Source organism: Burkholderia ubonensis, from assembly GCF_001718695.1.
GTDB classification, from domain to species: domain Bacteria; phylum Pseudomonadota; class Gammaproteobacteria; order Burkholderiales; family Burkholderiaceae; genus Burkholderia; species Burkholderia ubonensis_B.
The window spans coordinates 1164100-1189685 of the sequence record NZ_CP013420.1; the positions used below are offsets into that span (position 1 = coordinate 1164100).

The 25586-nt window shown below is 60.3% G+C and carries 12 protein-coding genes and 3 pseudogenes; 6 read left to right on the plus strand and 9 right to left on the minus strand.

From position 1 onward, the window contains the following. Nucleotides 1-15: 15 nt before the first annotated feature. From WJ35_RS05270 to WJ35_RS05290, 9 genes and pseudogenes are all read right to left on the minus strand, one after another. Nucleotides 16-381 (minus strand): annotated as a pseudogene (locus WJ35_RS05270) (transposase domain-containing protein); the annotation flags it as partial. Between the two features lie 36 nt (nt 382-417). After that, a complete protein-coding gene (locus WJ35_RS29570; protein ID WP_230459674.1) occupies nt 418-1869 on the minus strand; it encodes a DUF746 domain-containing protein in 1452 nt (483 codons plus the stop codon). Nucleotides 1870-2103: 234 nt separating this feature from the next. Further along, nucleotides 2104-2454 (minus strand): hypothetical protein, encoded by a 351-nt coding sequence (locus WJ35_RS31040; RefSeq protein WP_155121865.1) that lies wholly within the window; start codon nt 2452-2454, stop codon nt 2104-2106. 424 nt (nt 2455-2878) lie between these two features. After that, nucleotides 2879-3700, minus strand: coding sequence for a peptidylprolyl isomerase (locus WJ35_RS05275; protein ID WP_059474381.1), 822 nt, complete (start codon nt 3698-3700; stop codon nt 2879-2881). Between the two features lie 231 nt (nt 3701-3931). Beyond that, the gene (locus WJ35_RS05280; RefSeq protein WP_059559369.1) at nt 3932-5677 is read right to left on the minus strand and encodes a ShlB/FhaC/HecB family hemolysin secretion/activation protein; all 1746 of its coding nucleotides are present in this window, start codon (nt 5675-5677) and stop codon (nt 3932-3934) included. A gap of 53 nt (nt 5678-5730) precedes the next feature. Beyond that, nucleotides 5731-5877, minus strand: a complete 147-nt coding sequence (locus WJ35_RS31045) for a hypothetical protein (RefSeq protein ID WP_155121866.1) — start codon at nt 5875-5877, stop codon at nt 5731-5733. Continuing rightward, nucleotides 5874-8384, minus strand: coding sequence for a filamentous hemagglutinin N-terminal domain-containing protein (locus tag WJ35_RS05285; RefSeq protein ID WP_230459676.1), 2511 nt, complete (start codon nt 8382-8384; stop codon nt 5874-5876). Before WJ35_RS05285 ends, WJ35_RS31045 begins: the two co-directional genes overlap by 4 nt. A gap of 503 nt (nt 8385-8887) precedes the next feature. After that, nucleotides 8888-9352, minus strand: a complete 465-nt coding sequence (locus WJ35_RS29575; RefSeq protein ID WP_196222088.1) for a contact-dependent growth inhibition system immunity protein — start codon at nt 9350-9352, stop codon at nt 8888-8890. Nucleotides 9353-9381: 29 nt separating this feature from the next. Continuing rightward, complete coding sequence (locus WJ35_RS05290) at nt 9382-18741, minus strand: filamentous hemagglutinin N-terminal domain-containing protein (protein WP_080484238.1); 9360 nt, start codon at nt 18739-18741, stop codon at nt 9382-9384. An 804-nt stretch (nt 18742-19545) separates the two neighbouring features. On the opposite strand from WJ35_RS05290, the gene WJ35_RS32030 reads away from it, so the two are divergent. From WJ35_RS32030 to WJ35_RS05320, 6 genes and pseudogenes are all read left to right on the plus strand, one after another. Then, nucleotides 19546-20286 (plus strand): hypothetical protein, encoded by a 741-nt coding sequence (locus WJ35_RS32030; protein ID WP_230459677.1) that lies wholly within the window; start codon nt 19546-19548, stop codon nt 20284-20286. A gap of 758 nt (nt 20287-21044) precedes the next feature. Continuing rightward, nucleotides 21045-21999: pseudogene (locus tag WJ35_RS05300) on the plus strand (DUF932 domain-containing protein). A 265-nt stretch (nt 22000-22264) separates the two neighbouring features. Then, nucleotides 22265-23260, plus strand: a pseudogene (locus tag WJ35_RS05305) (YqaJ viral recombinase family protein). Nucleotides 23261-23271: 11 nt separating this feature from the next. Further along, nucleotides 23272-23499 (plus strand): hypothetical protein, encoded by a 228-nt coding sequence (locus tag WJ35_RS05310; protein ID WP_059474376.1) that lies wholly within the window; start codon nt 23272-23274, stop codon nt 23497-23499. Between the two features lie 52 nt (nt 23500-23551). Beyond that, complete coding sequence (locus tag WJ35_RS05315; RefSeq protein WP_059474375.1) at nt 23552-24472, plus strand: hypothetical protein; 921 nt, start codon at nt 23552-23554, stop codon at nt 24470-24472. Continuing rightward, complete coding sequence (locus WJ35_RS05320; RefSeq protein ID WP_059559259.1) at nt 24469-25551, plus strand: hypothetical protein; 1083 nt, start codon at nt 24469-24471, stop codon at nt 25549-25551. Before WJ35_RS05315 ends, WJ35_RS05320 begins: the two co-directional genes overlap by 4 nt. The last annotated feature ends 35 nt before the right edge of the window (nt 25552-25586 follow it).

Here is a 25586-nt window from a genome sequence, read left to right on the forward strand (position 1 = left end):
CCACATTGGCGGATGCTAGCGGATGGGCTCGACGTGGGCAGTAGACGGCAGTGACGACGCCACGTTCCACGGCAGCAGTTCGCAGATGCGGTTGATCGGATGGTCGGCAATGCGCTCGAGCACGTAAGCGAGATACGCCTCCGGATCGAGGCCGTTCAAGCGTGCCGTGCCGATCAGGCTATACATCGCAGCCGCGCGTTCGCCGCCAGTGTCGGCGCCGGCGAACAAGTAGTTGCGCCTCCCGATCGCGACACCACGCAGCGCTCGCTCAGCAATCAGGTTGTCAATCTCTGCACGCCCGTCGCTGCAGTAGTAGATCAGCGACGGCCAGCGGGTCAGCGCGTACCGTATCGCCTTGGTCGTGTCCGATTTCGCGGATAGCAACATACGCCGGATCAGTTAGCTCTTGCTTACGCTCTACGATGCAGCTGGAGCAGCCCCACTGTCAGTAGACGACAGCCACGTCCGACTATGGCGTAAACAACTGCCACACCGGAATTTGTATTGGCGATCCCCGTTCGTCGCCAACGGGCGATTCGTCGGTCCCAGTAGCAGGATCGGTCCGGTGTGCCGGCATTTCTCGCACATTCGCACGATAGGTTTCCGCCCAATGCCCAGCCGTACCCGTGCTTCCATACGACCAGTCGGATCGAGCACCAGCAACCATTGACGTAACCCATACACCCAACGATTGGCAACAGCCGATTCAACGCCGAGCTCAAGGGCAGCAGCCTTAGCAGTCTCCCGCCATCCCAGCATCCGCGCCAGTTGCAGAGCATGCTTGCGCATGTGCGGGCCATTCAACGGTGTGTTCGATATTCGCGTGAAGTACGACAAACATGCGCGACACCGAAAGCCCGGCAGTCCGTTGGGACGCTGTTGAGGATAGTATTCAGTGTGCTCGCTACTACACCAAGGGCATGGCACTGCGGCTGTACTCTGGCAAAGTACCTCCTCGATCCGCTCGATCAAGAACGTGGATAGCACTGCGTCTTCGACTCTTTCGACGGGGCCGGGAGGCAATCGACGCTCAGGCAGTTCCAGATCCCTCCAGAGAGCCCGATCCTGCGCCTTCACTTCCAGCGCTGCATCACTGACACTAGCCGCGCGCGCCACGACCGGCACCGCCATCTTCGGATGCACCTTCTGACGCGCTCGAATTGCCGTGTCGATCGCGTCATGCGTCACTTCACCCTCGACGCCCTGCCCCTGATCCTGCAATACATCCAGGAGTCGGCTACGTCCGCACTTCGGGCAACGAATCCGTCGCCGCCGCTGAGCATCAAATCCGCCAGCCGAGAACCCGCCCTCAAAGCTGCATCTCGCACAACGTGCTCGTGGTGCGACCCGCACGCCAAGCCGGACACGAGCCTCCCATTGGCCCGATGGATCGAGATCGAGCAAGTAGCGTCGAAACGCCAGCAACCACGACAGTATCGCCTTTTGTGTGCGACCCAACCGTTCGCCCGCCTGCAGCAACGACATCTGCCTCGACAGCAGCGGAATCATCTCCGTGCCCTTTGGCAGATTCTGGAGCCTCGCAAATGGCGTGCCGGTCAAACGGTTGAAACTCTTCTTGCACGTATGGCAAAAATAGGTCGGTAGCTTGCTCTTACCCGACGGCCGCTCGGCCCGAATATGAAGCCCATCACAATGCGGACAACGCGGCACCGGCGTCGGCGAGGGCTGAATCAGGTCGTACCATGCCCGCATTAGGTAATCTGTCAGATCCCGGTCTTCGGTCTGCGCATCATCGACCGGTTCCTTGGCGGTGATCGCACCGACCGTAGCATCAAAGCGTCGTACCGCCGTTGCCTCACAATTGGCGCGGCGCATTCCTGCGAGCGGTGGTTTGTCAGTCTCAGACACGTTCGCCCTTCTTTCTGTTATCTCCCTGCCCAGGAATACTCACGGAGGAATCGGGGCGAGCGCGTGCTCGCCTACCCTCAGCTATCAGCGACATCACAACACCACGACATCGCTAATTCCTTGCGTGTTCAGCAACGTGACCGAGTAGCCAATGGCAACCAATGGTTGTACCGCGTCGCACCCCACGACAACCAACTGAACCGACAACGGACCTGTCTCGCACTTCATCATCCATCACACCATCGACGCGGTAGCAGTCTTCATGTGATGGATATTGCCAGCACGCTCCCCAACCTTCTGCCGCGCTATCTTCGTCCTATGTGGTGGCGGCGCCGCGCGTGATTTCCGAGGCAAGATAGCACCGCCGCCATCATGCGCAAAAGCGGCGATCGGATCTGACGACAACTTCTCCGATGCGCGAGCTTTTTGATCACCAGGACGCTGCGACATCAATTTCGGCTTTACTGGAGGTTTGGTGGATGCCTTCGCGCTCGATTTCTTCTGCTCTGCGTCCAGATTCTTCAACTCGGCAGGACTTACCCACGACTCGCGATACTCAGCAAACGCTGAAGTAGCGGACAGCATCAACAAGCTCCCGATCACCACGCTACGTACTTTCCGATGGCTGGCGCGAACGCCCTGGAATGACACCTGGGACGCTCGTGACAGTTTTCGCAAATAAACACCGTAGCGCTGTCTCATACGCAGGTTACGTACCACTCGAATCTCCGTCATTCATCAATGGCCATGTTGTACTGTTGGACCAAGCGGCACCGTGGACACAGCATGCTTGCTCGCTCTCCGTACAGCATATACGTCCTTTGCCGCTTGAAATGATGGCCGTGAGCACAGACAAATTCATAGTGGGCTGCATATCCCGACCAGGTACTCGCCGTGGTACGCCAACCAAGTGACTCCGCCGCAGCCTTCAACCGTGCCAATTGAGGCGGCACTTGTACCTCGTCATCTTTCTCCGGATTGCATACTTCCTCTTTCACTGTGGCATTCCTCACTGCTGAATCTTCGCGCCCTTCATCAAGCCGCCGACAAAGTCGGCCGTGGCCTTCTCCAGCGCGAGCACCTGCAACTGCTGCTGGATCGTCGGCTTCGCCGCGTCAAAAGACGGCACCTGCGTGGGCCGCTTCGCATCGACCTTGACGATTGCGCGCGGGCCATTCACATCGCTGCCAAGGGCGATCGATTGCGGCGTCACACCACCAGCCGGCAACTGCGTAATGGCCTGCGCAACCGCAAGTGGCAAGCCCTGAGTCTTCCCTTCAGTCACCGGCGTCTTGAAGCTTACCCACGGCAGTTCGCCGCCAGCCGCAGCGGTCGGCGCCTGACTGTACTGCCGCGCCAATGTTTCGAATGACTGGCCCGACTTGAGTTGCGCCAGCACGGTCGTCGCGGTCGCCGCGTCCTTCGTCACAATGATGCGCGGCTTGAACTCATCCTTGCCGAGCGACGCGACGATCTCGTCATAGCGTGACCTGACCTGCGCATCCGTCACCGGCATCGGCTTGATGTTGTCCTTCAAATACAGCTGCACTTCGGCATTGGACTTCGCCGCTTGCGCGGCAGCCTGCACTTCGGGTTTATCGCCATAGTTCGCTTTTTCGGCTGCTTGCTGGATCAGCACGCGTGCAATCAGTTGGTTCTTGATCGCTTGGCGGATCTGCGGCGTATCGGGCTGCTTTGAAGCCTGCAGCACCGCGTTGACTTCGGCATCGGTGATCGGTGTACCGTTGACAGTGGTGTCCGCGTGAGCCGGCGCCGACAATTGCCAGGCCAGTGCCGTAGCGATCAGGACTCGGTTAATCGAGAATTTCATCGTGGCGTTCCTTTGAAGATTGGACGGTTCATCAAGCATTAGCGCTGCTCCAGATGACTCAAGCTAAGAAGCTCAAGCATCCTGAAGAAAAATGGCGTGGCAACTTGATCCGCCACGCAAAAAAGTACCTGGCGAGAGAAAGCCAGATACGACCCAATAAAAGCGCGCGGCACCAAAGAGCGCCACGCAAAGTGCCTAGACCTAGCGGAATAGTCATGACACGAGGAAATTTCAGTACCACCAATTCGCTGTCCCGAGCACCAGCGTGGGCTTGGAGCCAAGGGCTGCGGGCTGCACCAGCGCACGACCCACCAGCAACTCGCCAGACAACAGTTGCTTTCCCCATTGCCATTGAACACGCACACCCGCACCCGCGCCTGCCAACGTTGGGAACCCCGCTACCGCGATCAGGTTAGCTTTGCCTGCGTCAACAAATATGTAAGGCTCGATGCGGCCGTTCTTCCAGGCAGGTGCGTTGAGCCATGCGAGTTCGTTGCGTGAGTAGAAACCACGATCGCCCGCGATTTCGCCGGACCGGAAACCACGGATGGTGTCCATCCCCCCGAGATACAGCTGCTCGGAGCCAAACAGCGCTGCGTTCGTGAACTGGCCGCCCAGCACACCTCGGTAGGCCAGCATTGCTTGCCCAAGCTTCGGCAGCGGCAAAGTGAATGCAGCGGTCGCGTCGATCTTGGTGAACTGGCTATGAGCATCTTCGCGAGCAATGCCATGGATGTCGTGATGGGCGCCCAGCCACGGCAACCCCTGCGACAGTCCGGCGCTGATCGTGAAGTTGCCCTGCGCGTCATTCATCACGAACTTGTGCAGCCAGTTTGCGCCGAGACGGAACACAGCCAGGCGCTGCGGATCGAGATCGATCCCATTGACTTCCCGGTCGGTGCGCCGCCACGACAGAGTGGCGTCGACACTCGTGATGTCGCTGACGCTACGGCTTACGAGATAATTCCAGCCGAAGATGTGCGACAGCGTGCGTCCGTACTCCAGTGCGGTCGTACCGATCACCTGCTGGTATTCGGAGTCGGAGATCGTGTAGCTGAACGTGTGACGGCCAAACGGCACCGCGAACGAGCCCACGATCGCGTTGCTATCGAGACTATCCAGAAAATTGATGCTCAGCGCTTCCTGTAGTCCGAGCACGTTGTCGGCTTCAACGCCTGCGCGATAGCGCGTCGCGCCCGTGGCGGAACTGCCATAGTTGTCGACGCCGAGGTTGTAGTACAGGCGATCGCCTGGCTTGTTTGCAACATCAACGACCGACTCGCCCGCGTTCTGACCGGGGAGGATTTGCACCGTTGCCTGATTGCGGCGCAAGCGGTTGATTTGTGCGACGCCCTGGTCAATGTCAGACAAGCGCAGCGGGCCGCCAGAAGAAGTCGGGAATGCGTTCTCGTAACCAGCGTCAGTAATCCAGCCCCCTCCGGATGAGGCTTCGTTGGGTTTAAGCCGACGGATCGGCTTGCCGTTGATGGTGTATGCCTCGATCAGGCCCATCTGGATCGTGACCTTGAGCAAACCCATACTCAGATTCTGCGGACCGAGCAATGCACGTGTCGTCACGAAACCGCGTTCAACGAACACATCCGTCAGCCGCTTCAGCAGCACGTTGATGCGGTGGGAGCCCAGGTCCTGCCCAATGAATGGTGCCACGACAGCATCCAGGCGCTCGCTCGGCATTCCCCTGGGCGCTTCGAACGGCTGGCCGTTCGGCATCACAAGTACGACTTGCTTCACCGCGAAGGTCGGGCCAGATTCGTTGATGGCGCTGATCGGCGTATTGGATGGGTAGTCGAGCGTCACGTCCGACGCAGGTGGTGCGACCGTAATCGAGGCTGGCGGCTGTTCGAGCTGACGTTGCCGCGCCTGTTCGCGCTGCTGTTCGATGATCAGTTGCGCCGGGTCTTGAACCGGCCGCCCTGCCGGTGCCGGGGATGTCTGCGCAAAGACCGGCGCATGCATTACCGCGACTGCCGGGAGCGCGCCCAGCCACCGTTTGAACGAAACTCGCATCGTCACTCCTGGCCGACGTGGTGATGCGCGCCAGCCGACGCGATGGGCTTCACAGTCAGCGGCCCAGTGATCACCCGTACGATGAAGAGCGTCGCGAGCGATGCCGCAGACATCGAGAACAGTACAGCCATCACATCACGACTCATCATCGCCACCACCACGTCGTCAAGCCGAGATGCTGGTCGATCTGCACCGGCGTACGCGACGGCGCTCGCACGGTCGTAATGCCACCGGCTGCCGTTACGCCCTTCCCGCCGCTGAAGCTCCCGCCGTCGATTACGCCGTCGCCCGTCAGAGTCACACTGCCATTCGCGGTAAAGCCGCCGCCGATGTCCATCGCGATGATCTGTGCCCATGTGCTGCCAAAGAATGCCTTGAGGCCACGATGCTGATTGATTGCCGAATAGCCTGTCACTCCTTGTGCGTAAGTGATCGGCGCGTCGACCTTGATGTCGCCCGTCGCGAACACATTGCCGCCAATGTTGCGAGCGACGGTACCGGCCTTGATATTCATGTTGCCACCGGCTTGGATCGTTCCGCCGTGCGGCGTGACGTTGCTCGACGCATCGGCATGACAGAAAATCCAGCAGCTACGCGTGTAGCTCGCCTGCCCGCTGAATACCGCAGCGTTCGTGAACACGTTCTGCGCCGTGATCGTGACGTCGGAGTCGTTCGATTGGACGATGCCGCCCGAGTTGTTGAAATTGCGTGCGTTGATCGTCACCGGGCCGTGCGTGGCCGCGATGTACGCGAGCTGATTCGGTTGCGCCACGGTGCCATAGTCGACACTGAAGCCGCTATTCGTGTGCGTGAAAAAGAGAAAGCTGCCGCCGCGATTCGAGTATGCAGTGGGCTGGCCACCGTTCGCGCCGTCCGTGTGGTCGATGATGTTCTGCACGTCACCGGCCGCATTCATCTCGATGGCGCCATTCGACAGGAAGCGAGCGTTGTCGTTGATGATGTTGCCGCCGGCAGTCAGCTTGGTATCTCCATGGGCTGTGAAGACAATACCCAGGTTGCTCGGCGTCGAACGGTCGGTAATATCGCCTCCGGCGTTGAGTATCACATCGCCGCCAATAGCCGAGCCATCGCTTGCGACAGAACCCGCCTGGATCAGGCTGCCAGTATTGGTGATTGCGCCATTGCTGATAACAGACACTGTATTCGCTGCGCTGAGGGTCGACGGACCAGATGCGTCCTCGGACAAGACTACGTTGGCCGCCTGAACGGTCGCATTGTGGCCAGCGCCCAGTTGCGCCCCCTGAATCGACAGCGCTCCGGGAGTCTTGATCGAAATGTCAGCGCCTGCCTTGATCGAGCCGTCCGCAATACTGACATCGCCTGCCGCAGTTAGGGCAGCGGTTCCGTTCGCTTGCACGCGAGCATTGCTATTGACGATGCTGCCACCGGCGTCCAGCGTTGTATTGCCATTATCGGCAACAACGGCCGCGACGTTGCTCTCAGTCGAACGATTCGTAATGTCACCGCCCGCCTTAAGGACAACATCTCCGCCACTCACCGTACCGTCGGTACCCGTCGTACCCGCCTGGATCTGGCTGCCGGTGTTGGAGATTGCTCCACTACTCGTCAGGCTGACCGTATTGCCGGCGCTCACAAAGGAACGACCCGATGCATCGTCGGACAGCGTGATGCTGCCGGCCTGGACCGTGGTGTTGTTCGCTGCGCTCAGTTGCGCCCCTTGCAGCGTGACGGCGCCAGACGTTGCGATCGAGACATCTCGCTCGCCCTTGATGGAACCGTCTACGACAGTCACGTCTCCGGTTGACGTAAGAACAACATCGCCAGCGCTTGCGTAGATCTTGCCAAGGCTGCGCACGCCAGCACCCTGATCGGTGACAATCAGTTGCACGCGGCCGGCGGTCAACCCGCCTGCGACCGTGATGTCGATGGCAACGGCATCGCTCTTCGTACCGGGCGTCGAGGTACCGATCAGCCAATCGTGGCCGTTGTCCTCCGGGGAGAAGTGAGTATCGTAGCTTGCCGTACTGTCGCCGACGATCGCTCGAATACCTCCAGTTGACGAGGTATAGGGATTCGTAACAGGACCATTGACGTTCAACTGTTTGGCAAGCAGATCGAGGTTGACCAACGTACCGGACAAGCCACCCGGACCGATGGTGATGGCCCCACGGTTCGTCGTCAGCGTGATGTTCCGTTGAATCTCGTTCAGCGTGGTCGTAATGTCATTGAAGCTCACCTGACCGGTCGACAGCACGACGTGACCGGTGTTCGTGAAGCTGCCGCCGTCGACCGTCACACCGTTTGGGTTCGCCAGGATCACGTTCGCGCGTGGGCCGAGGACGTTGATGTTGCCCTGGATCAATGTCGGGTTTGTGCTTGTGACCTGGTTGACGATCGTGCGCGCGTTGATGCCGATGTTGTTCAAATCGGCACCGGCTTTCGAAACGTTGAACGACGAATAGGTGTTGTTCGAGACGCTGCCGACTGCTGGCGCGATGTTGATCGTTTGTCGACCGCCCGCACCGATCGACACTGCCGTCGCGGTGCCTCCGTCCGGTACGACGCCAGCCCCGTAGGCCGCTCCTGCAAGGCTTGCCCAAACAACGATCAAGTACTGGGAGAGTCTTGTCGGCTGCATAGCCCCTACGATTAAATGGGGATTGAAAATTCGCATTCTTCTGATTCGCTCCATCGGCGACAGAACGGTATTTGTCACCCTGCCAATAGCGCCGCTTCCAGCACCTTAGGCGCTCGCGCTATCAACACACCCGCAACCCTAGACGGGGTGCGGCTCCGGCAGCGGCCGCTAAGATGCAGTTCGTTATCTCAGTTTTCGCCAAGGTGCGCTCTTCAACTCGACGCACGCACTTCTTTAAATAACTAGGCGCAGCGGTTATTACGCGCGAATGCGCTTAATGTAGCGCTGCCTGCCGTGCCCGTCGGTCAACTATCGTTAAGTTTGCAGATCGAATCGCCAACAGGCACGCGCTGACGGAACCTTGCACGAACGTCGGGTGAGCCCGGTCGGTACGCCGAAGGAACACCGTGGCCGGCACATAGGAACGTCGCCGGCATATTCCATGCACGTCAGAAACACATCCCACACGCGCAGGGGGTGTCATACATTTGGCACCACGGGCCTATCCTGCTGCTGCTGCTGTCGTCATGGTAATGGGTCTAACCAGTGCAACGGCTGAAGGCCAAACGCAACGCCGCGCCAAGCTCACCAGAAGAACTGCGAAATGAAATGATTACATCCTCAATTCCGTCGCCTTTGGTTCGGCTCCAGCTATCCAACTTATCGTGGTGACTTGGGGATAGAACCAACTCATCCCCAGACAGCGCAATGCTACAACTCCGCATATTTCTGAACAGCGCCTGCTTGGTTTTGTACCCATAACGATCTGTCAACGATCGCACCCACTCCGTGTAGCGTGAATCAGCCGTCAACCGCAGCGCATTTGCCTCTTCCAGAGACAAGAATCTACTTTCAGTTAGTGCACTTCGAATCGCTTCGCCTAATACATCGTCCGAGACATCAGGAGCCAACAGGTACTCCGTAGCCGTCGGCTCCGACATAGCCAACCGATAGCCAGATTGAGGCACAAGGCAAATAAATTTCTCAGTGATTTTAGCCGTCACCCGGCTCTTCCAATTTGGTTCACTCGCCATCACTTCACCGGTGTAACGATAACTTTGACGCCCTGACTCTGACCATACTGAATCGCTCGGTTGATTTGCTGCCACTGTGCCGGCGTCGTGTCAGAAGGCACGGCCACTTGCAGTTGTCGCGCAGTAATTTCATCCGCTGTCAACGTCCTGGTTCCAAGGCTGGCTTCCATAAAATTCGCCACTGCGTCAATATTACCCTTAAGTGACGAATAGACCTGCGCCGGATTGGCTATCTTAGCTGCGGTCGTGGTATCCAGCGTCTTGGCACTCACGGCAACGCCCGTAGCTTCATCGTAAAAATCGAAGGTTCTAAAACCCGGTGGCAGTCTCGATCCGGCAGGTAGCTGAGTCGCGAGGTAATCCTCCCACGGCATACCTTGCGCTGCGATGCCCTTACCCCACTGGATTCCTGCATCGATGATGCCGCTGTCGCCAATCAGCGACCGCACTACGTTGCTGATTGCGCCAACCCCAGCGGCAACGCCGGGAATCTCGATTGGCGCAAACTGCAAGGCATCAGCCGTGCTTTGGGCTAGTTGGCCGTCGAGCGAATTTGCATAGGCTATCTGATACGGGTCGCCGACCGCCTTGATCGCCGGCGCGTTCGGATCAAACGCATAGGCCGTCCCGTTGATGAACTGCACCGTGTTTCCACCGGCAAGGGCAGCCGTCACCGCTGCCTTGCACGCGGGACTGGTCGAGCCTCCGGCGCATGCGCCGGCCAGCGCGGCATCAAGCTTCTGCGACAACGTCTGGAGGGCAGTCTTCGTGTCGCATGCCTGCGAATCGCCGTTGTTGCACGCTGCCACTGCGTTGTCGTAGCGCTGCTGTTCCGACAGGAGCATCTTGCTCGGGGGAACGTGATTCAGCCAGTTATTCAGCGTTTCGTTTTGAGCCGCCGTCATCGCGCCCTGCACATTGAATCCAAGCGCGCCGGCAACGCTACCGCTCACCAGCGTTTCGATCGCCGTCAGTGCAGGAGCCGGGATATTGCCGTTCGCATCGATGATCGGATTCAGTCCAGCGCTGATCGCCCCGCCAATCGCCCCTCCGTCGCACCCTTGACCCGTTGCGGCGCCCGCAGCGCAGCCGAGTGCAGCATGTGCCGCCACGTACGCCGCACCTGTCAGCGTGCCGTCCTGACTCAGGTTACCGATTGTGTAGGCAATGGACGCCGCAGCATTCGTCGCTGCGCTGTTGCGCAGGTTCGTCAGGAAGCTTCCGCCCTGCAACGCCGTCTGAACGCCAGCCTGGAGAGTTGCCTCGCCAGCAATCGCAAGAGCCTGCTGCGGTAACGTCGCTGCTACTGACGCCCCTGCCTGGGGTACGACTGTATTCCCGACGTTCTGAACACCCGCCAGTTGCGACAGACTCGGCGCAGTGACGCCCTGCACCGACGCATCGACGCTAAAGCCGATCGTCTGTGTATTCGGGTCAAACGTAATGCCGTTTGTCAGCCCGGCCGTCACGGCACCGATCAGTCCGTTGCGCAGCGCAGAACCAAAATCAATTTGTCCTGTTCCAACAACTTGTCCAATAGCGCTTGACAAGAAACTGCTCAAACCAACCGACAGTGCCGTATTGGCGAGACCTCCAACCGCAAGCGTTCCTCCTGCCACGCTCGCTGCCGCCGTAATGCCAACTCCCTCTGCCCCCGCAGCAGCAGCCATGAACGCACCGTCAGCAGCGGCCTCCGTTGCACCTGTCATTGAAGCGATACCAACCGAAATTTCCGGCTGCATCATGATTGCCGCAACGACAGCGATAGCAATCGATATGATTTGCAGGCCGAATCCATCATCGGCACTCGCCACCGTGCTGGTGTGCAAATTGTTGCTGACGGTCGACTGAGTGAAATCACTACCGAGCTGGCTCTTGAGATTCGCCAGCATGGCCTGCGTACCAGCAGCATCGACGATGCCATCCGCGCCGACCTGCTGCAACGCACCGCCGATCTGGTTGATCGACTGCACATCCATGTCGTAACTGGCGGCAGTCATGAAGCCGCCCTGCTGCACCAGCGTGCCGCTCGTGGCCGTCACGCCCTCGCCCCCCGTGAGCGCGTCATAGATGGTCCCGACGTTGGTCGAGCGCTGCTCGAGCGTCAGGCTGCTCGTATGAACGCTGAGATTCTGTGCGGTGATCGTCCCCGTATCGAGGATGCTGTTCGCATAGTTCAGCGCAACGTTGGTTCCAGTGATTTCACCGTCCGCATTCACCACCGCAAAGTTCTGTGGCAGCAGCACCTCCGGCATCAATGCCCGCACCGTCGGGCACGATCCATTCCCCGTTGCCGTACAGCCCGGCTCAGGCACGGTCTGCTCCACGTACCACAGCATCGGTGCATTGATCTGAGCCAGTTGCGCCTGGCTCAGTTGCGTACCGAGCGCGACATTGTTTTTCTCGGCATATTCGAGCGCAGCGCCATACAACGCCATCTTGTCCCGATTGCTTACCGATGCTTGGCTCGTGCTGTCAGTCGCGCTCGGCGTGCTATAGAAACTGCTCTTGCCCGTCGCTACCTGCGCGGCCTGCTCGATCTGCTGATTCTCGGTGTATGGGTCGTAATAGAACGGCACGCCTGCCGGACGCAAAGTGGCCGGCAGCGCGGCAATCAATGACGCGGATGACACGGAATCGACGAGTTGCCCGGCCGGATTGTTGGTCAAATAGTTGACCTGCACCGTTTCGCCCGCGATCGTCTTAACAGTCGTAGTCGTCGGCGTGCTCACCGTGCCCGCGGAGGCGTTACCTGCCGCGGAGCCGGACGGGGAGCTGGTTGTCGTGATAACCGGCAGTGTCGGCTTACCAACCGTCTGCACCCCAACCGGCGAATTCGACGGCAGCCCCGCCGCACCGGTCACGGACGTGCGTTGGCCGCTCGCGTTCGTCACGAATCCCGCAGCATCGACCGTCGATGCAACGTAGCTCGAAACAGACACCGGCCCGAGCGAAATCACCTGCCCCGATACGGCTGGCGGCGGCGTGTAGACATTCGGGTTCGTGAGGCCGTTGACGAGCGTGGCACCGGTCAAGGCGACATTCGGCCCAATCACATTCCCCGTGGTTGTCAGGGTCGGGGAGTTGACCACCAACGTGTTACCTGCCTGGATCGTGCCCGGCACGAAATCCGACATACCGACCGATGACGGCAGCCCTGCCGGGTCTTGCGCATCGCCGGCGTTGTAGGCGCTGCCGTACAGGTTCGCACACAACGACGGATTATTTGCGCAGCCCCACGCGACATAGTTCGAGCCCTGGAACGGCACGCTCGAACGCCAGTACGCATTCAGATACTGGTTACCATTCGACGCTGACTGGCTTGCATTGATCGTCACCGCGTTCTGCGCGGTAACAAGACTACCGATATTACTGAACGCACCTGCCGTCAAATTGACGTTGTGGTTCGCGGTGATCGTGCCCGGATCGGCCGACTTCACATCGACATACGCTTCACAGTTGCTCGTGCAGCCAGTGAACGGCGCAGCCGTGCCGTAGTTCTGATGTACCTGTGCCGGCACTGCGATCGTGTTCGTGAGCGTCGCAGCATTGATCGTGACGTCGTTACCCGCCTCGATCGCGCCCGAGGTATTGGTCACACTGGATGCCTGCGTCGGCGCGGTCTCAGTCGTTCCTACGCCACCGATCACGACATTATTCCGCGCGACCAGATTGCCGTAGGTATTGCTGACCTGATTTGCAGCGATGACGAGGTCGTTCCCAGCTGTCACGCTGCTGTTGGTCTGCTGATAGCTGTAGGTCTCCGAGTTCCCATTCGTCGTCGTCGCAGAGCTACACCCAGCAAAGCCCGACGGGCACCCTGCCGTGACGGTCTTCGAGCCGTTGTTGACACCCTGATTCGTAAAGCTCGACGAATTGATGTTGACGTTGTTGCCCGCCGTCAGCGAGCCCGCATTGACCAGATTGCCGCCCGACAGATTGATGTCATGACCGGCGAGCACCTGACCGGCAGGCGTCTGAAGCGTCGTGCTCGACGATACGGATTGCACCGTCACCGCACTCGGTGCAAGGAAGTTGAACTTCGCGGGCGGATTCGGTGACCCAACGTCGCAACCCGAGCTATCGCAATACGTCCCATACATGTTGCCGCTGCCGCGTACCGACACTTGTTCTGTGGGCAATCCACTCCAACTTGGCAAAGTTGACTTCAACGCGATGATGCCGCTCATGAATGCCTGCAACGACGCACTGTCGACCGTATCGGTTACGCTCGACGTATAGGTCACCCCGCCATTGTTCAACGTCTGAACGTTCAAGTTAGCGTCATGACCAGCGCTTATCGTGCCTCCCTGATTATTGAGCGTGTTCGCAGTCAGGCTCAGGTTGTTACCAGCCGCGATCACCGAGGGCGTATTGCTGCCCGACACACTCGTGCGCGTCTCCGTGACGGTCGGAATCGAGAACGTCTGCGTTTGATACGGGCCGTCCGAACCCCCTGTCGGGACAGTGCCGTCTTGCACTACCCACGTATAGAGCGGTCCAGCACCGCCACCGCTATTGACGGCGTACGGCAGGCGTACGAACGTCACGGTCCCCGAGGTGGCCACGGGTTGAAAGGCAGTCGGCCCTGATGCGATATGGTTGGCGTTCGGTGCCGGGGAATAATAGGTTGCAAGATTGACCGTCGGAAGCGGAGCCCCCGCTGCATGGGCGAGCTGCACAATCCATGACGGATGCGGGTCCGGCACCATCGTCGAATTACCGCCTGGAGACAGCAACCCGCCAAGTGTAGAGGTCAGCGGATATACATACCAGCTGAGCGTCCCGTCCGCTCCGGAATCAATGTAATAGAAGTCCTCCGTGCCGATCACCGTCGACATCAGCAGCGGCGAGTTGATGACTGTCGATGTACTTGTAGTCGTCGAGATGTTGGCTGCCGCTGAGTTGTTAACGTTGTTCGCAGCGATCGTCAGATCGTTCGTTGCAGTCAGCGTGCCGCCTGCGTTGCCGAGATCACCCGACAGATTGATGGTCGCGTTGCCACTACCGGCCGGACCATTGTTCGTGCCAACCCGCGTCGTGCCGCCAGAGTTGTCGTAACTCGTACCCGAGATCGCCAGCGTGTTGTTCGCCTGCACGAGACCGGCGTTTGTTCCCGATCCGTTCAGCCTCAGTGCGTTGGCTGAAACCGTTCCGCTTGCCGCGTTCACCAGCGATCCATTGATCGTCAGGTCGTTACCGTTGATCGTGCCAGTGTTGCCAACAGTGCTATTCAGCGTCAGCGAACCCGTGCCCTGATTGATCGTCCCTGCGTTCGTGATGCCCTGAGCAGCCGTAACGGTTACTGCCCTGGCGGGTAACGTCCACGTACCTGAGTTATTCACCGACAGCCCGGACAGATTAACGCCGTTCGTACCGTCGATCGTCCCAAGGATTCCGGTCGACGGATCAAGCGTCTGATTCGGCAGATTCAGCGTCGCGATGTTCTGGGCGAGGATTTTGCCCGCAGTATTGTCGAATGACCCGTTGCCACCAGTGACCGTGACGGTGGTGTCGCCTGTCGCGGTCGTTGGATTCCGGACATCTCCCGCGAAGATCAACCCGGAATTGCTGAGACTGCTCGTCGTCAGGTTCAACGCGTTCGCGGCGAGCAACGAACCCGAGTTGATCGTCGCGTTGCCGACAGTGATGTTCGCAGTCGGACCGTAAATCGATCCGCCATTGTTCAGATCCGTCGTGTTGACCGTCGCGGTTTGCAGCGACGACAGGCTTCCGGTGTTCGTGACGTTAAAGCCCGAGACGTTCAGATTGCCGCCGGCCATCTGCGTGCCGACGTTCGTGATCGTGTTGCCGCTCAGGCTGGCGTCGCCCCTGAACGCGGCTGTGCCGCCTGTCGTAAGGTTCTGCGATGCCGCAATCTGAGTCGTGCCACCAACCACCGCGTTTGCGGTCGTGACATTCGCCCCTTTCAGCGAGGCGTTACCATTCACCGACAGTGCAGGCGCGCTCGCGTCGAACTGTGCGTGGAGCTGACCGGCGGATGTATCGAGGTTGTTCGTTGCCGTGGCCGTCAGGTTGCCGCCCACCGCGACGCCCTGCGTCGTGATGTTGTTGCCGGTCAGCGTCGCGCCCTTCGACACCGTGGTTTGACCGTACAGCGTCAGATTCTGGCCGGCATTCAGCGTCGCGTTGCCTGCACTTGCAACCGCGCCGGCGGCCGTCACGTTGCCCGACGTCGCATCGATCGCCAGGTCGCCCAGGCTCTTGACGCTACCTTGCGCGCTCACATCCGTCCCGGCCGCGATCGTCATCGCCCCGCCCGATAGTGCGTCACCCACCAACGTCGCACTGCCGTTCGTGGCAGTCAGCGTGCTGGAACCGACGGCGGTCGTCGCACCAACCGACAGGTTGTTATTCGCCGTCGCGGAGAGGGTATTGCCGGTCTGAATTGTCCCGGAGACATTGATGTTGTTGCCGGCCTTGAGCGTCGTGTCGTTCGCGACGCTAATTACGCCCGTGCCGTTCACGTCTCGGCCCGCTGTCACTCCCGCGTTACCGACATTGCTAACCGACAAACCGCCATTCAGATTCGCGTCACGCCCCGCCGAAATCGTCGTGTTCTGGCCGCTCTGTACGGAACCGGCGACGGTTGCATCCTGTCCGGCATTGATGTTCAGCGCGCCCGGCGTCAAAACCGCTCCGGCGACTGAGACGCTGCCTGCGCTCGATCCGATCGACGTATTGCTACCGCTGTAGACGGTACCGCCCAGGTTCACGCCCTGCTGGCCCGTCGCGTTCAATGCGCCCATCGACACGGCGTTGCCCGTCGTGCTGAGCGTGCCACCGTTTGCGGCAAGCGTCATGTCGCCAATCGACGCGGCATTGCCATTCACTTGCGTGCTACCGCCCGAGGTCACGCTGAGATGGCCGCCGCTCGTGACGTCACCGCCCAAGGTCGTGTTCTGCCCAGTCTGAATCGTCACCGCACCCGGTGCCGTAACCGTTCCGCCGAAGCTCGCGTTGGTGCCCGCCGTCGCATCGATCGTGCTGCCGCTCTGCACCGCGCCATTCAGGGCGATGGCTTGTCCGGCATTAAGGTTCACCGCGCCCTGCGAGGACGTCACGTTACCCTGCCCCGTGATCGAACCGCCTTGCGTGGCGATCGTCACAGGCCCTTGCGCCTGCGCCGTGCCGCCGATCGTCGCATCCTGCGCGGCGGAAACTGTCAGTGCCGAGTTGGATCGCGCGTTGCCGTTTACGGTAGCTGATCCGCTCTGTGCCGTGATCGTCGTATTGCCAACCGAGGCGACGGAACCATCGACCGACGCATTGCGGCCAGCCGTCACTTGCACCGTGCTGCCGCCGACCAGATTGCCCGTTTCGGTTGCGTCGCGGCCCGCCTGAATCGTGATCGCGCCCGGTGCAGAGACATTCGCCAGCGTCGCATCTTGACCGGCCGTGGCCGTCACCGCGCCGCCACTTTGCACGCCACCGTTATAGGCGATGTTTTGGCTCGCCGACAGGCTCACGTTGCCCTGTGTCGTGCCAATCGCACCGGTACCAGTCAGGTTGCCATTCGTCGCCGTCAGCGTCGCGTCACCGGTCGTCGTCAACGCCCCGTTCACCGCGACGTTGCCGCCGGACACGTTGGCTGTTGCAGCCTGCGTCTGTCCACCGAGCGTTGTCGTCCCGCCTGCTTGAACCGTCAGCGCATCGGGCGTGACGGCCGTACCTGAAATCGTGGTATCGCCCGCGCTCGACGTGAGCGACAGCGGCCCTTGGGCCGATACGTTGCCGCCAACGGTTGTACTTTGTCCGGCGGCAATCGAAAGCACTGCATTGGTAACTGCATCGCCATTGATTTGCGCCGAGCCGGTTTGTGCAGCAATCGTCGTGTTGCCGACGCCGGAAACGGAGCCGTTCACGGTGGCGTTTCGACCGCCCGTCAGCGCAACCGTACTGCCGCCCTGCACCGCGCCGTCGACGGTCAGATCGCGCCCTGCCTTAGCCGATACGGCACCGGGTGCGCTCAGACCAGCCACCGTCAGATCACCGTTTGTCGTCTGCAACGCGATGTCGTGCGCGGACAGCAAGCCAATCGTCATCGACTGCCCCGCCGTCAGATTTGCGGAACCATTCGCAGCAACCGATGCCGCATTCAGGTTGCCGCCTGCCGTCATCGCAACGTTCTGACCAGCCGACACCGAACCCATCGCGTTGATGTCGCCGTTCGCATTGACGGTGTAGTTTTGGTTCGCGAGTCCGGTACCGCTGATCGTCGAATTGCCTGCACTCGCCACGGCGACGTTCTGATTGGCAAAAGTTTGTCCGACTGCAATGTCGCCGTTCGAATTGACGACTACATTGCCCGCCGTCGCCGACAGCGTGCCCTGCATGTTTACGCCCATGCCAGCCGCTGTGGACACGATATACACCGTACCGCTTGTGACCGACCCATACTGGCTTGCATCGACGGCAACTGCCTTCCCAATGACAGCCGCCGTGTTGGTCGCGCCGCTGGAGTTCGTCGCATACGTGTTGCCGCTCACGCCCATCGCGGTCGGCGTCACGATCTGATTACCGGTTACTACGTTCAGGCGCTGATCCGCCCGCAGCGGCGCCGCCAAACTGACGCTTTGTCCGATTAAGTCGATGTTGCCGACAGTCCCTTCGATGCCAGCACCCGGACCATTCACACCCGCCGGGCCGTCGATCGAAATGTTGCCCGAGCGCACATCGAAGGCCACCGCACCTGCGTGCGCAAAATCGGTTGATGCGCCTCCGACACCCATCAGAAACTGAGGCGTCCCGGTCGTCAACGTCAAGCCGGGAATGTTCGTGAGCGCCATCCCGTTTACGGAGATGCCCCCTGGCGCAGCCACGATGACGGATGCAGGAGATCCGAAAACCTCAAGAGGCCCGTTAAGCGTAGCAATCGCGTTGGACGTAACTTGATTGATGATTGTCGTTGCCGGCCGCCCGTTCAAGTTCGGGTTGGCGCCCAGTGTGCCGCCGAGCAATGGGGAACCAGCCACGGTACTGTTGTTGAGTACCAGGCCCTCGGGACCCACTCCGAACGATTGATACTGCCCAACGCTTATTCCATTCGCGTTCGCTGCGGGAATATTGATAGCGGGAATGCCCGTGCTGGTTTGCGTTACCGACGGCTGGAACGTGATCGGTGCACGAGGATCGATGATTGGCGCTGCGTGTGCAGTCTGATCCGCGAGCAAGACGGTCGGTGCAAAGTACATCACGACCGTCATAATCCAAGCCGTGGCCTTAACCCACAGCGCATGCCCTTCACTTGTTAGCGAAGCATTGTCAAAAATAATCGTTTGCTTGGCTGTCCCCCGTTGAACAAGCCGAGCCTCTATATCGCGCGTGATGCGGCGCATGGCAGGTCTCTCTCGGAATTTTGGCGGAGTCTAACACAAGCCAAACCGATGCACCGTCAATAATTGTCAGGTGCCACGCAATAGCGCATCGTAAAAAATGAAAGGAGTGAGGCCATTATCTTCACCAGCCACCAACGAAATATTTCAATAAATACAACACCCGTCTCAAAAACGACATTTGGCAAACATTCGAATTCCGGCCTAACAATGCCCGCCCCATACGACGGCCGAATCAATAGGTTCCATACCGCTACACCTTGCTGCGCATGGGTCCGTACGCATCAACCTCTCAGAACGTTATCCAGTCGCGCAGCGCACGCATCGATTAGTGCCAGCCATTTCTCGCGTGAGCACATGCAGGAAAATAGAAGCGAGTTTATTTATAAATCAATCTCATCACCTCCAAGAACAATTATCAACACTGCAAAACATTTTATTTAACATTCCCCACATCACCCACAAAGACCGAGTCGTAAACAAATGAAAATTGGCTGTCTCGTATATCTAAACGTCGGGCATCATCTGACCATGTTGCCAATATGCAACACTCTACGGTTTCATTGCTCGTTCTGATGACGCGTACCCAGAAGTGTCCCGTCATGGAAGACATTCCATGCATGTGCAGCGTGGGGCTCGGCGGAATTCACGTCATACAAGGTCCGCTGATCTGCGGTGCCCCCGGATAAGCCGCTCTTCCTGCAGATTCAAGAAAATTTCAGACATATATGACCTATCTGAGCACGGCCCATGCTGGCCGCTCCGCCGATGCACTTCCGCATCGGCGCACTTCGCTCAGGAGTCTGCGTGAATCCCACCCTCTACCTCGCCCTCCAGATTTGCCTCGGACTCGTCCTCGTCGCCATGTTCGGGTTCGGTTTCTATTGGCTCGCTACCAAGGACCGACGATCCACGCACCAAACACCGCCCCCGCCCTCGCGCTCGTTCACGCCCATCGATGGTGGCCATGACGAATGTGAAGCCCATGCACCGTATCCCGACCATGCACTTGAAGCCCTTCATGATTTCGCACCGGCATCGTCGAGTTCTATCGGGTCGTCTTGCGCATCGTTCGCTTCACCAGAGTATGACGAGCGCCCTTTCCAATCTGTATTTCCTTCCCCAGAGACGCCGCGCGAGCCGCCAATGTCGTCGCCCTCCGACTACTTCTCCTACGCACCGTCACCGACGACAGACGCCACACCGTCCCAACCGGATGCACACAGCTGTCCGCAGTGCGGCTCGACGCATATCGAAGCGCGCAATGTCGGTCGCAAGACCGGCGGCACGATCGGCAGCGTCGCCGGCGCAACGAGCGGTTTCGCCATGGCGTTGTCAGGTGCCGAAGCTGGCGCAGCTGTTGGCGCAATCGGCGGACCGGTCGGCGCTGTATTCGGCGGACTAGCGGGCGCGGTCGTAGCCGGCCTGCTGGGCAGCGCAGCCGGTTCCGTCGCCGGCTCCACTATCGGCGCAGTGCTCGACGACAACGTGTTGGACAACTATCGATGTCTGACATGCGACCACAGCTTCGGCTCCACCATTCGCTGAGCCCCGTCCGTGCCGTCTGATCCGCACAACCGGCCGAAAGCGCTCAATTACCGAACCATCGGTCAGCGTCGGTATGCCGATGTATCGCGTCGCGTTCGTCCATTCTCAGGAAATCAACCATGCCCTCTCCCCTCGATTACCTCGCCGCCTTTGCACTCGCATTCGTGGGCGGCGCACTCGTGGCTGCGTGCCACTGCAAACACATCCGAAAGATCCGCAAGGAGGTCTCGGCCCATGCATGATCATTCCCCGTTCGACGACGAGGAATTCGGCGCTACCCACTCGTCACGATCGGACGCCACTGAATCCGCACACTACCGTCCGGGCGCAGGGCCAATCTATCCGTGTCCGACATGCCAGTCACCCCGAACGGAGCCTCGCCATGTCGCCCGTCGCATCGGTGGGACTATCGGGGCCGCGGCCGGCGCAACCGGCGCCGTCGCTATCGCCTTGTCTGGCGCGGAAGCCGGTGCAACGGCTGGATTGATCGCAGGTCCGATCGGCTCGGCATGCGGTGGTGTGGCCGGTGCGATTCTCGCCAGCCTGATCGCCGGCGCGGCTGGGTGTGCAACTGGGGCCGCCTTTGGCGAAGCCGTCGACCAAAAGATCCTCGACAACTGGCGCTGTCTTGCGTGCGGGCGCACCTTCAGCATCCAGCCCCGCTAATTCGCCGTTCGGGTCATTCCCCTCACTGATTTCGTTCCGCTCGGCCTCGGCCGGGCTTTATGCACTGTAATTTTTGAATAGGAGTTTCGCTCATGCATCTCGTCCAAACGATGGCCTACTCCGGCGCCGAACCCTGGCACGGCCTCGGAAACAAACTAGCTCCGAAACAACCGCTCGAAGTCTGGAAGCGTGCCGCCGGCATGGACTGGACCATCGAGGAAGCTGAAGTCCGGTTCGTCGCCGCCGGCAATCGAAATCTCGGCTCAATTCACGCATTTCCCGAACAGAAGGTGCTGTACCGATCGGACACCAAAGCACCCTTGTCCGTCGTCTCCGCACGCTATCAGGTCGTGCAGCCCGAAGAGATTTTGGAGTTTTATCGAGACCTCACGGAGATCGGCGGCTTCCAGCTCGAGACGGCAGGGCCGCAAGCTCTGGGCGCTCGCCCGCACCGGTCAGTCCGGCATGCTTAAAGGCAAAGACGAGGCGAATGGCTACCTGCTGCTCGCCACGGCATGCGATGGCACGCTCGCGACGACGGCGCAGTTCACGTCGATCAGAGTCGTCTGCAACAACACACTGCAAATCGCCTTGGGAAACAGTGCTGGCGCGATCAAGGTCTCGCACCGTTCGCAGTTTGATGCAGCCGCTGTCAAACGGCAGCTCGGTATCGCCGTTTCCACCTGGGATGCCTTTATGGCCCGCACCAAGGCGGTGTCCGAACGCAAGGTGACGGACTCCGCGGCCGAAGCGTTCCTGCGCCGCGTGCTGACCTACTCGACCGCCAATCTTCCGGATCGCGAAACGGTCGCCGTCAACGAACGCGCGATCAAGGCAGTGGGCCAGCTCTATGCCGGACGCGGGAAGGGTTCAGATCTGGCTTCTGCGTCGGGCACCGCGTGGGGATTGCTGAACGCTGTCACGGAATACGTCGATCACCACCGCCGTGCCCGTAGCGATGACCATCGCCTCGATGCAGCCTGGTTCGGTGCTGGCGCAACACTCAAAGAGCGCGCGTGGGGCGAGGCGATGAAGCTTGTCGCATGACCAATCCGATCCCGCCTCTGGCAGTCGACATGCGAATTCAGATTCCGCGCGGAGCAGGGTTACGGTTCGGCGACCGTTACGCCACGATCCTGCAAATCAAACCTCAGGGTACGACTGTCCACCTCGGAAACGGCAAGCTCGTAACCTTCGCAGGCGACGCACTGCAAGACGCATTCCGACGTGCCCGTTCGACATAGCCCCCATATTCCCTCACCTGTGGCCCGGCCAGATTCGTCTGCCGGGCTTTCTTATTTTGCGAGACTCCATGAATACCCCTCATCCCGAACCACGGCGCGTTCGCAAGCCCGCACTGAAGCTCGTCAAGACGCAAGAGCTGAGTCGCGACGACTGGCTAGCCGTGCGCCGAACCGGCATCGGCGGATCGGATGCTGCTGCTGCGGTCAGCCTCAACCCATACATGAGCGCACTGGAATTGTGGCTTGACAAGACCGGTCGTGCCGACGGCCTTCCCCGCCCCGATCCGGACGATACGACGTTGCCGACGTACTGGGGCACGCTGCTCGAACCCATCGTCGCCGCCTCGTACACGAAGCAGACGGGGAATCGCGTGCGGCGGGTCAATGCCGTGCTGCGGCATCCAACAGTGCCGTTTATGTTGGCGAATATCGACCGGGAAATCGTCGACGCACGCGACGTGCAGGTTCTCGAGTGCAAGACAGCCGGCGAGTTCGGCGCGCGACTCTGGCGCGATGGCGTGCCCGAGTACGTGCAGATTTAGGTACAGCACTAGTTGGCCGTCACGGGCAAGTCTGCGGCGCACGTCGCCGTGCTGCTCTGTGGTCAAGCGCTCGAAGTCCATCGGATCGAGCGCGACGACGCGTTGATCGGTCGGCTGATCGAACTCGAAGCGCGGTTCTGGCGATACGTGGAGACCGATGCACCGCCGCCCGCCGACGGATCGGAATCGGCCGATCGTGCGCTGCGCCACCTGTATCCGGGCAATGGCGAAACGATCAACTTCAGCAACGACCGCTTGCTGTCAGCCACGTTCGCCGATCTGGTCGCCGTGCGTGTCGAGATCGAGACGCGCCAGCAACTCGAAGCGCAGTTCAAGCAGATGATCCAGGAGGCCATGGGTGACGCAATCCGGGCCGTATTCGAAACCGGCTCCGTGTCGTTCAAGCGTAGCAAGGATTCGTCCGGGGTCGACCTGGCTCGACTGTTGGCCGATCACCCCGAGTTCGAAACGCAGTACGCCACCTCGAAGCCGGGTTCCCGTCGCTTTCTCATTTCCACCTGATTTCGTTCCCCATGACCAACCTCGAATGTCTCACGGAGATCATGACGTTCTCCCGATACGGCGCGCTCGCACAAGCATTCGTGATGGATGCGCTGAGCAAGCACGCCGAACGTGTTGCCACCGCGCCCTCCGAAAAATTGCAAGAGCAATTCGGCGCTCACCCGCTCGTCAGCGTCCACGCGTGGCAGGGCGTCGCCCGCGAGATCCACGACAAGCTCGAAGCGCACTTTTCCCGGTAGCCGCCGCACCGCTCGCAGTTCTCTTCCCCCCATTTCTATTTTGAGGACCACCATGCTCAAAGGACTCGCCATCACGCCGCCCGTCATCGGCCGCATTACTATTGGAAAAATTGTCGAGAAGAACGGCAAACGCCTCCCCGAGAAAGACGATCAGTTCACGCTCACGACCCAGGTACAGCAGCGCGGCGAGTGGATGCTGCACCCGCTGAACGAGACATTGCGCAAGGCCACCTCGGGCAAGCTGCGCGCAATTCCGGTCCGCGTGCTGTTCAATGATCCGGACCTGAACCTCCGGTCGGAATATTCCCTGTTCGACCGCGATACCGGACGGCCCGTATGTGTCGGCAATGGCGAAACGTGTCGGCGTGTAACGGACGCCGGCATCGAAGCACTGCCCTGCCCCTCGCCGGATGGCTGCACGTTCGGCCGTCAGGGTAATTGCAAGCCCTATGGACGCTTGAATGTCATTGTCGGGGACGATGACGAGATGGGCTCGTTCATCCTGCGCACCACGTCCTACAACAGTATCCGGACGCTCGCAGCCCGTCTGCACTACTTCCGCGCGGTGTCCGGCAACCTGCTCGCCTGCCTCCCGCTGGAACTGAAGCTGCGTGGGAAGTCGACTACACAAAGCTTTCGGTCCGCCATCTACTACGTCGACCTCGGTGTACGTTCGGGAAACAAGCTCGAACAAGCGTTGATCGAGGCAAAGGAACTGGACACGCGCCGCCGTGCGGCCGGATTCGATCAAGCTGCGCTCGACGCGGCAGCGCGGCGCGGCTTCGCCAACGGTGCATTTGAGGATAGTCCCGATGAACGAGCGGCCGTCGCGGAAGAGTTCTATCCCGAGCCGACGCCGAATCGTCAGAGTGCTGGCGATGGGGGTGCCGACGAAACAGCCGGTACGCCTCAGTCAACACTGCGAGACAAGCTCGAACGCAAGGCCGTGCTGCTCGGCGGCAAAGCGGCATGAGTTCGCGTCGCTTGGCGCTCGCCCTGGCAACCGGCGCGACCTCCACTGCGCTCTGCCTGTCGGTGCTCGCCGGCTGGCAGCGCGACGGATTGCTCCCCGAGCGGCTCGTCTGGGTCGCGATTGGTCTGGTGCTCGTCTCGAGCGTGCACCTGTTACCCGCACTCCTCCGGGACACGCCGATCGTCGTGCGTTGTATAGGTAGCGTGTTATGGGGCGCGTGTCTGGCGACGGCTTGCTTCGGTCACGCGCAGTTTTTCGTAATGGCACAGCAGCATGCCGGGGAGCAACGCGCGGCGGCGGTTACAGTACCGGCGCCGGTACCGTCGCGTAGCCTGACGGTCGTCATGGCGGAGCGCGCGCGCATCGCCGCGCAACTTGCCACGGCGAACGCCCGTTACTGCGTCGGCAACTGCGCAACGCTGGACGCGCGCCGAACGACGCTCGGTGCGCGACTCGATGCGCTGAACGTCGAAGCCGATGAGGTGCGGCGCCAGCAGGCCGCTGCGGATCGCGTCACGGTACAACGTGACGCGTTACGCGTCGATCCAGTCACGTCGCGACTCGCCGCGTTACTCAGTACGACCGCGACCAGGATCGATCTGCTGACCGGGCTTGCATTCGCCGCTGTGCTCGAAGGCGTCGCCTGTCTGTTGTGGACCGTCGCGCTTCGGTTGCCGTTACCGAAGCCGTTACCCAACGTGACTGACATTTCGCCATCGGCAGTCACGGCAACGCCAGCCGCGACTCCACCTGGCGAGGTGCCAGTCACGAACGCCACCGACATGACTCAGCCGGTAGTCATGCCCGTCACAGTGAGTCACGACGCCGAGACCGTTAGTCGCAATTCCGTAACGCCGAGTCACGACCGGACGAGCGGCGGTCATGCGCCACGCGACGCGCCGAGCACGGCGTTACCGGTGACGGCTCCCATTGACGACCATCTCTCTCGACTACTCCGAGATGTCGCGGCCGGACTCGTCCGTCCCACGGTAGCGGATATACGCCGCCATTTTGGCTGTTCGCAATCACGCGCGGCAGAGTTGCGCCGCCAGCTTGCAGAACTCACCTCAACGGCATAAAGCCGGGCCTCGCGCCCGGCTTTTTCTTGTCGCCT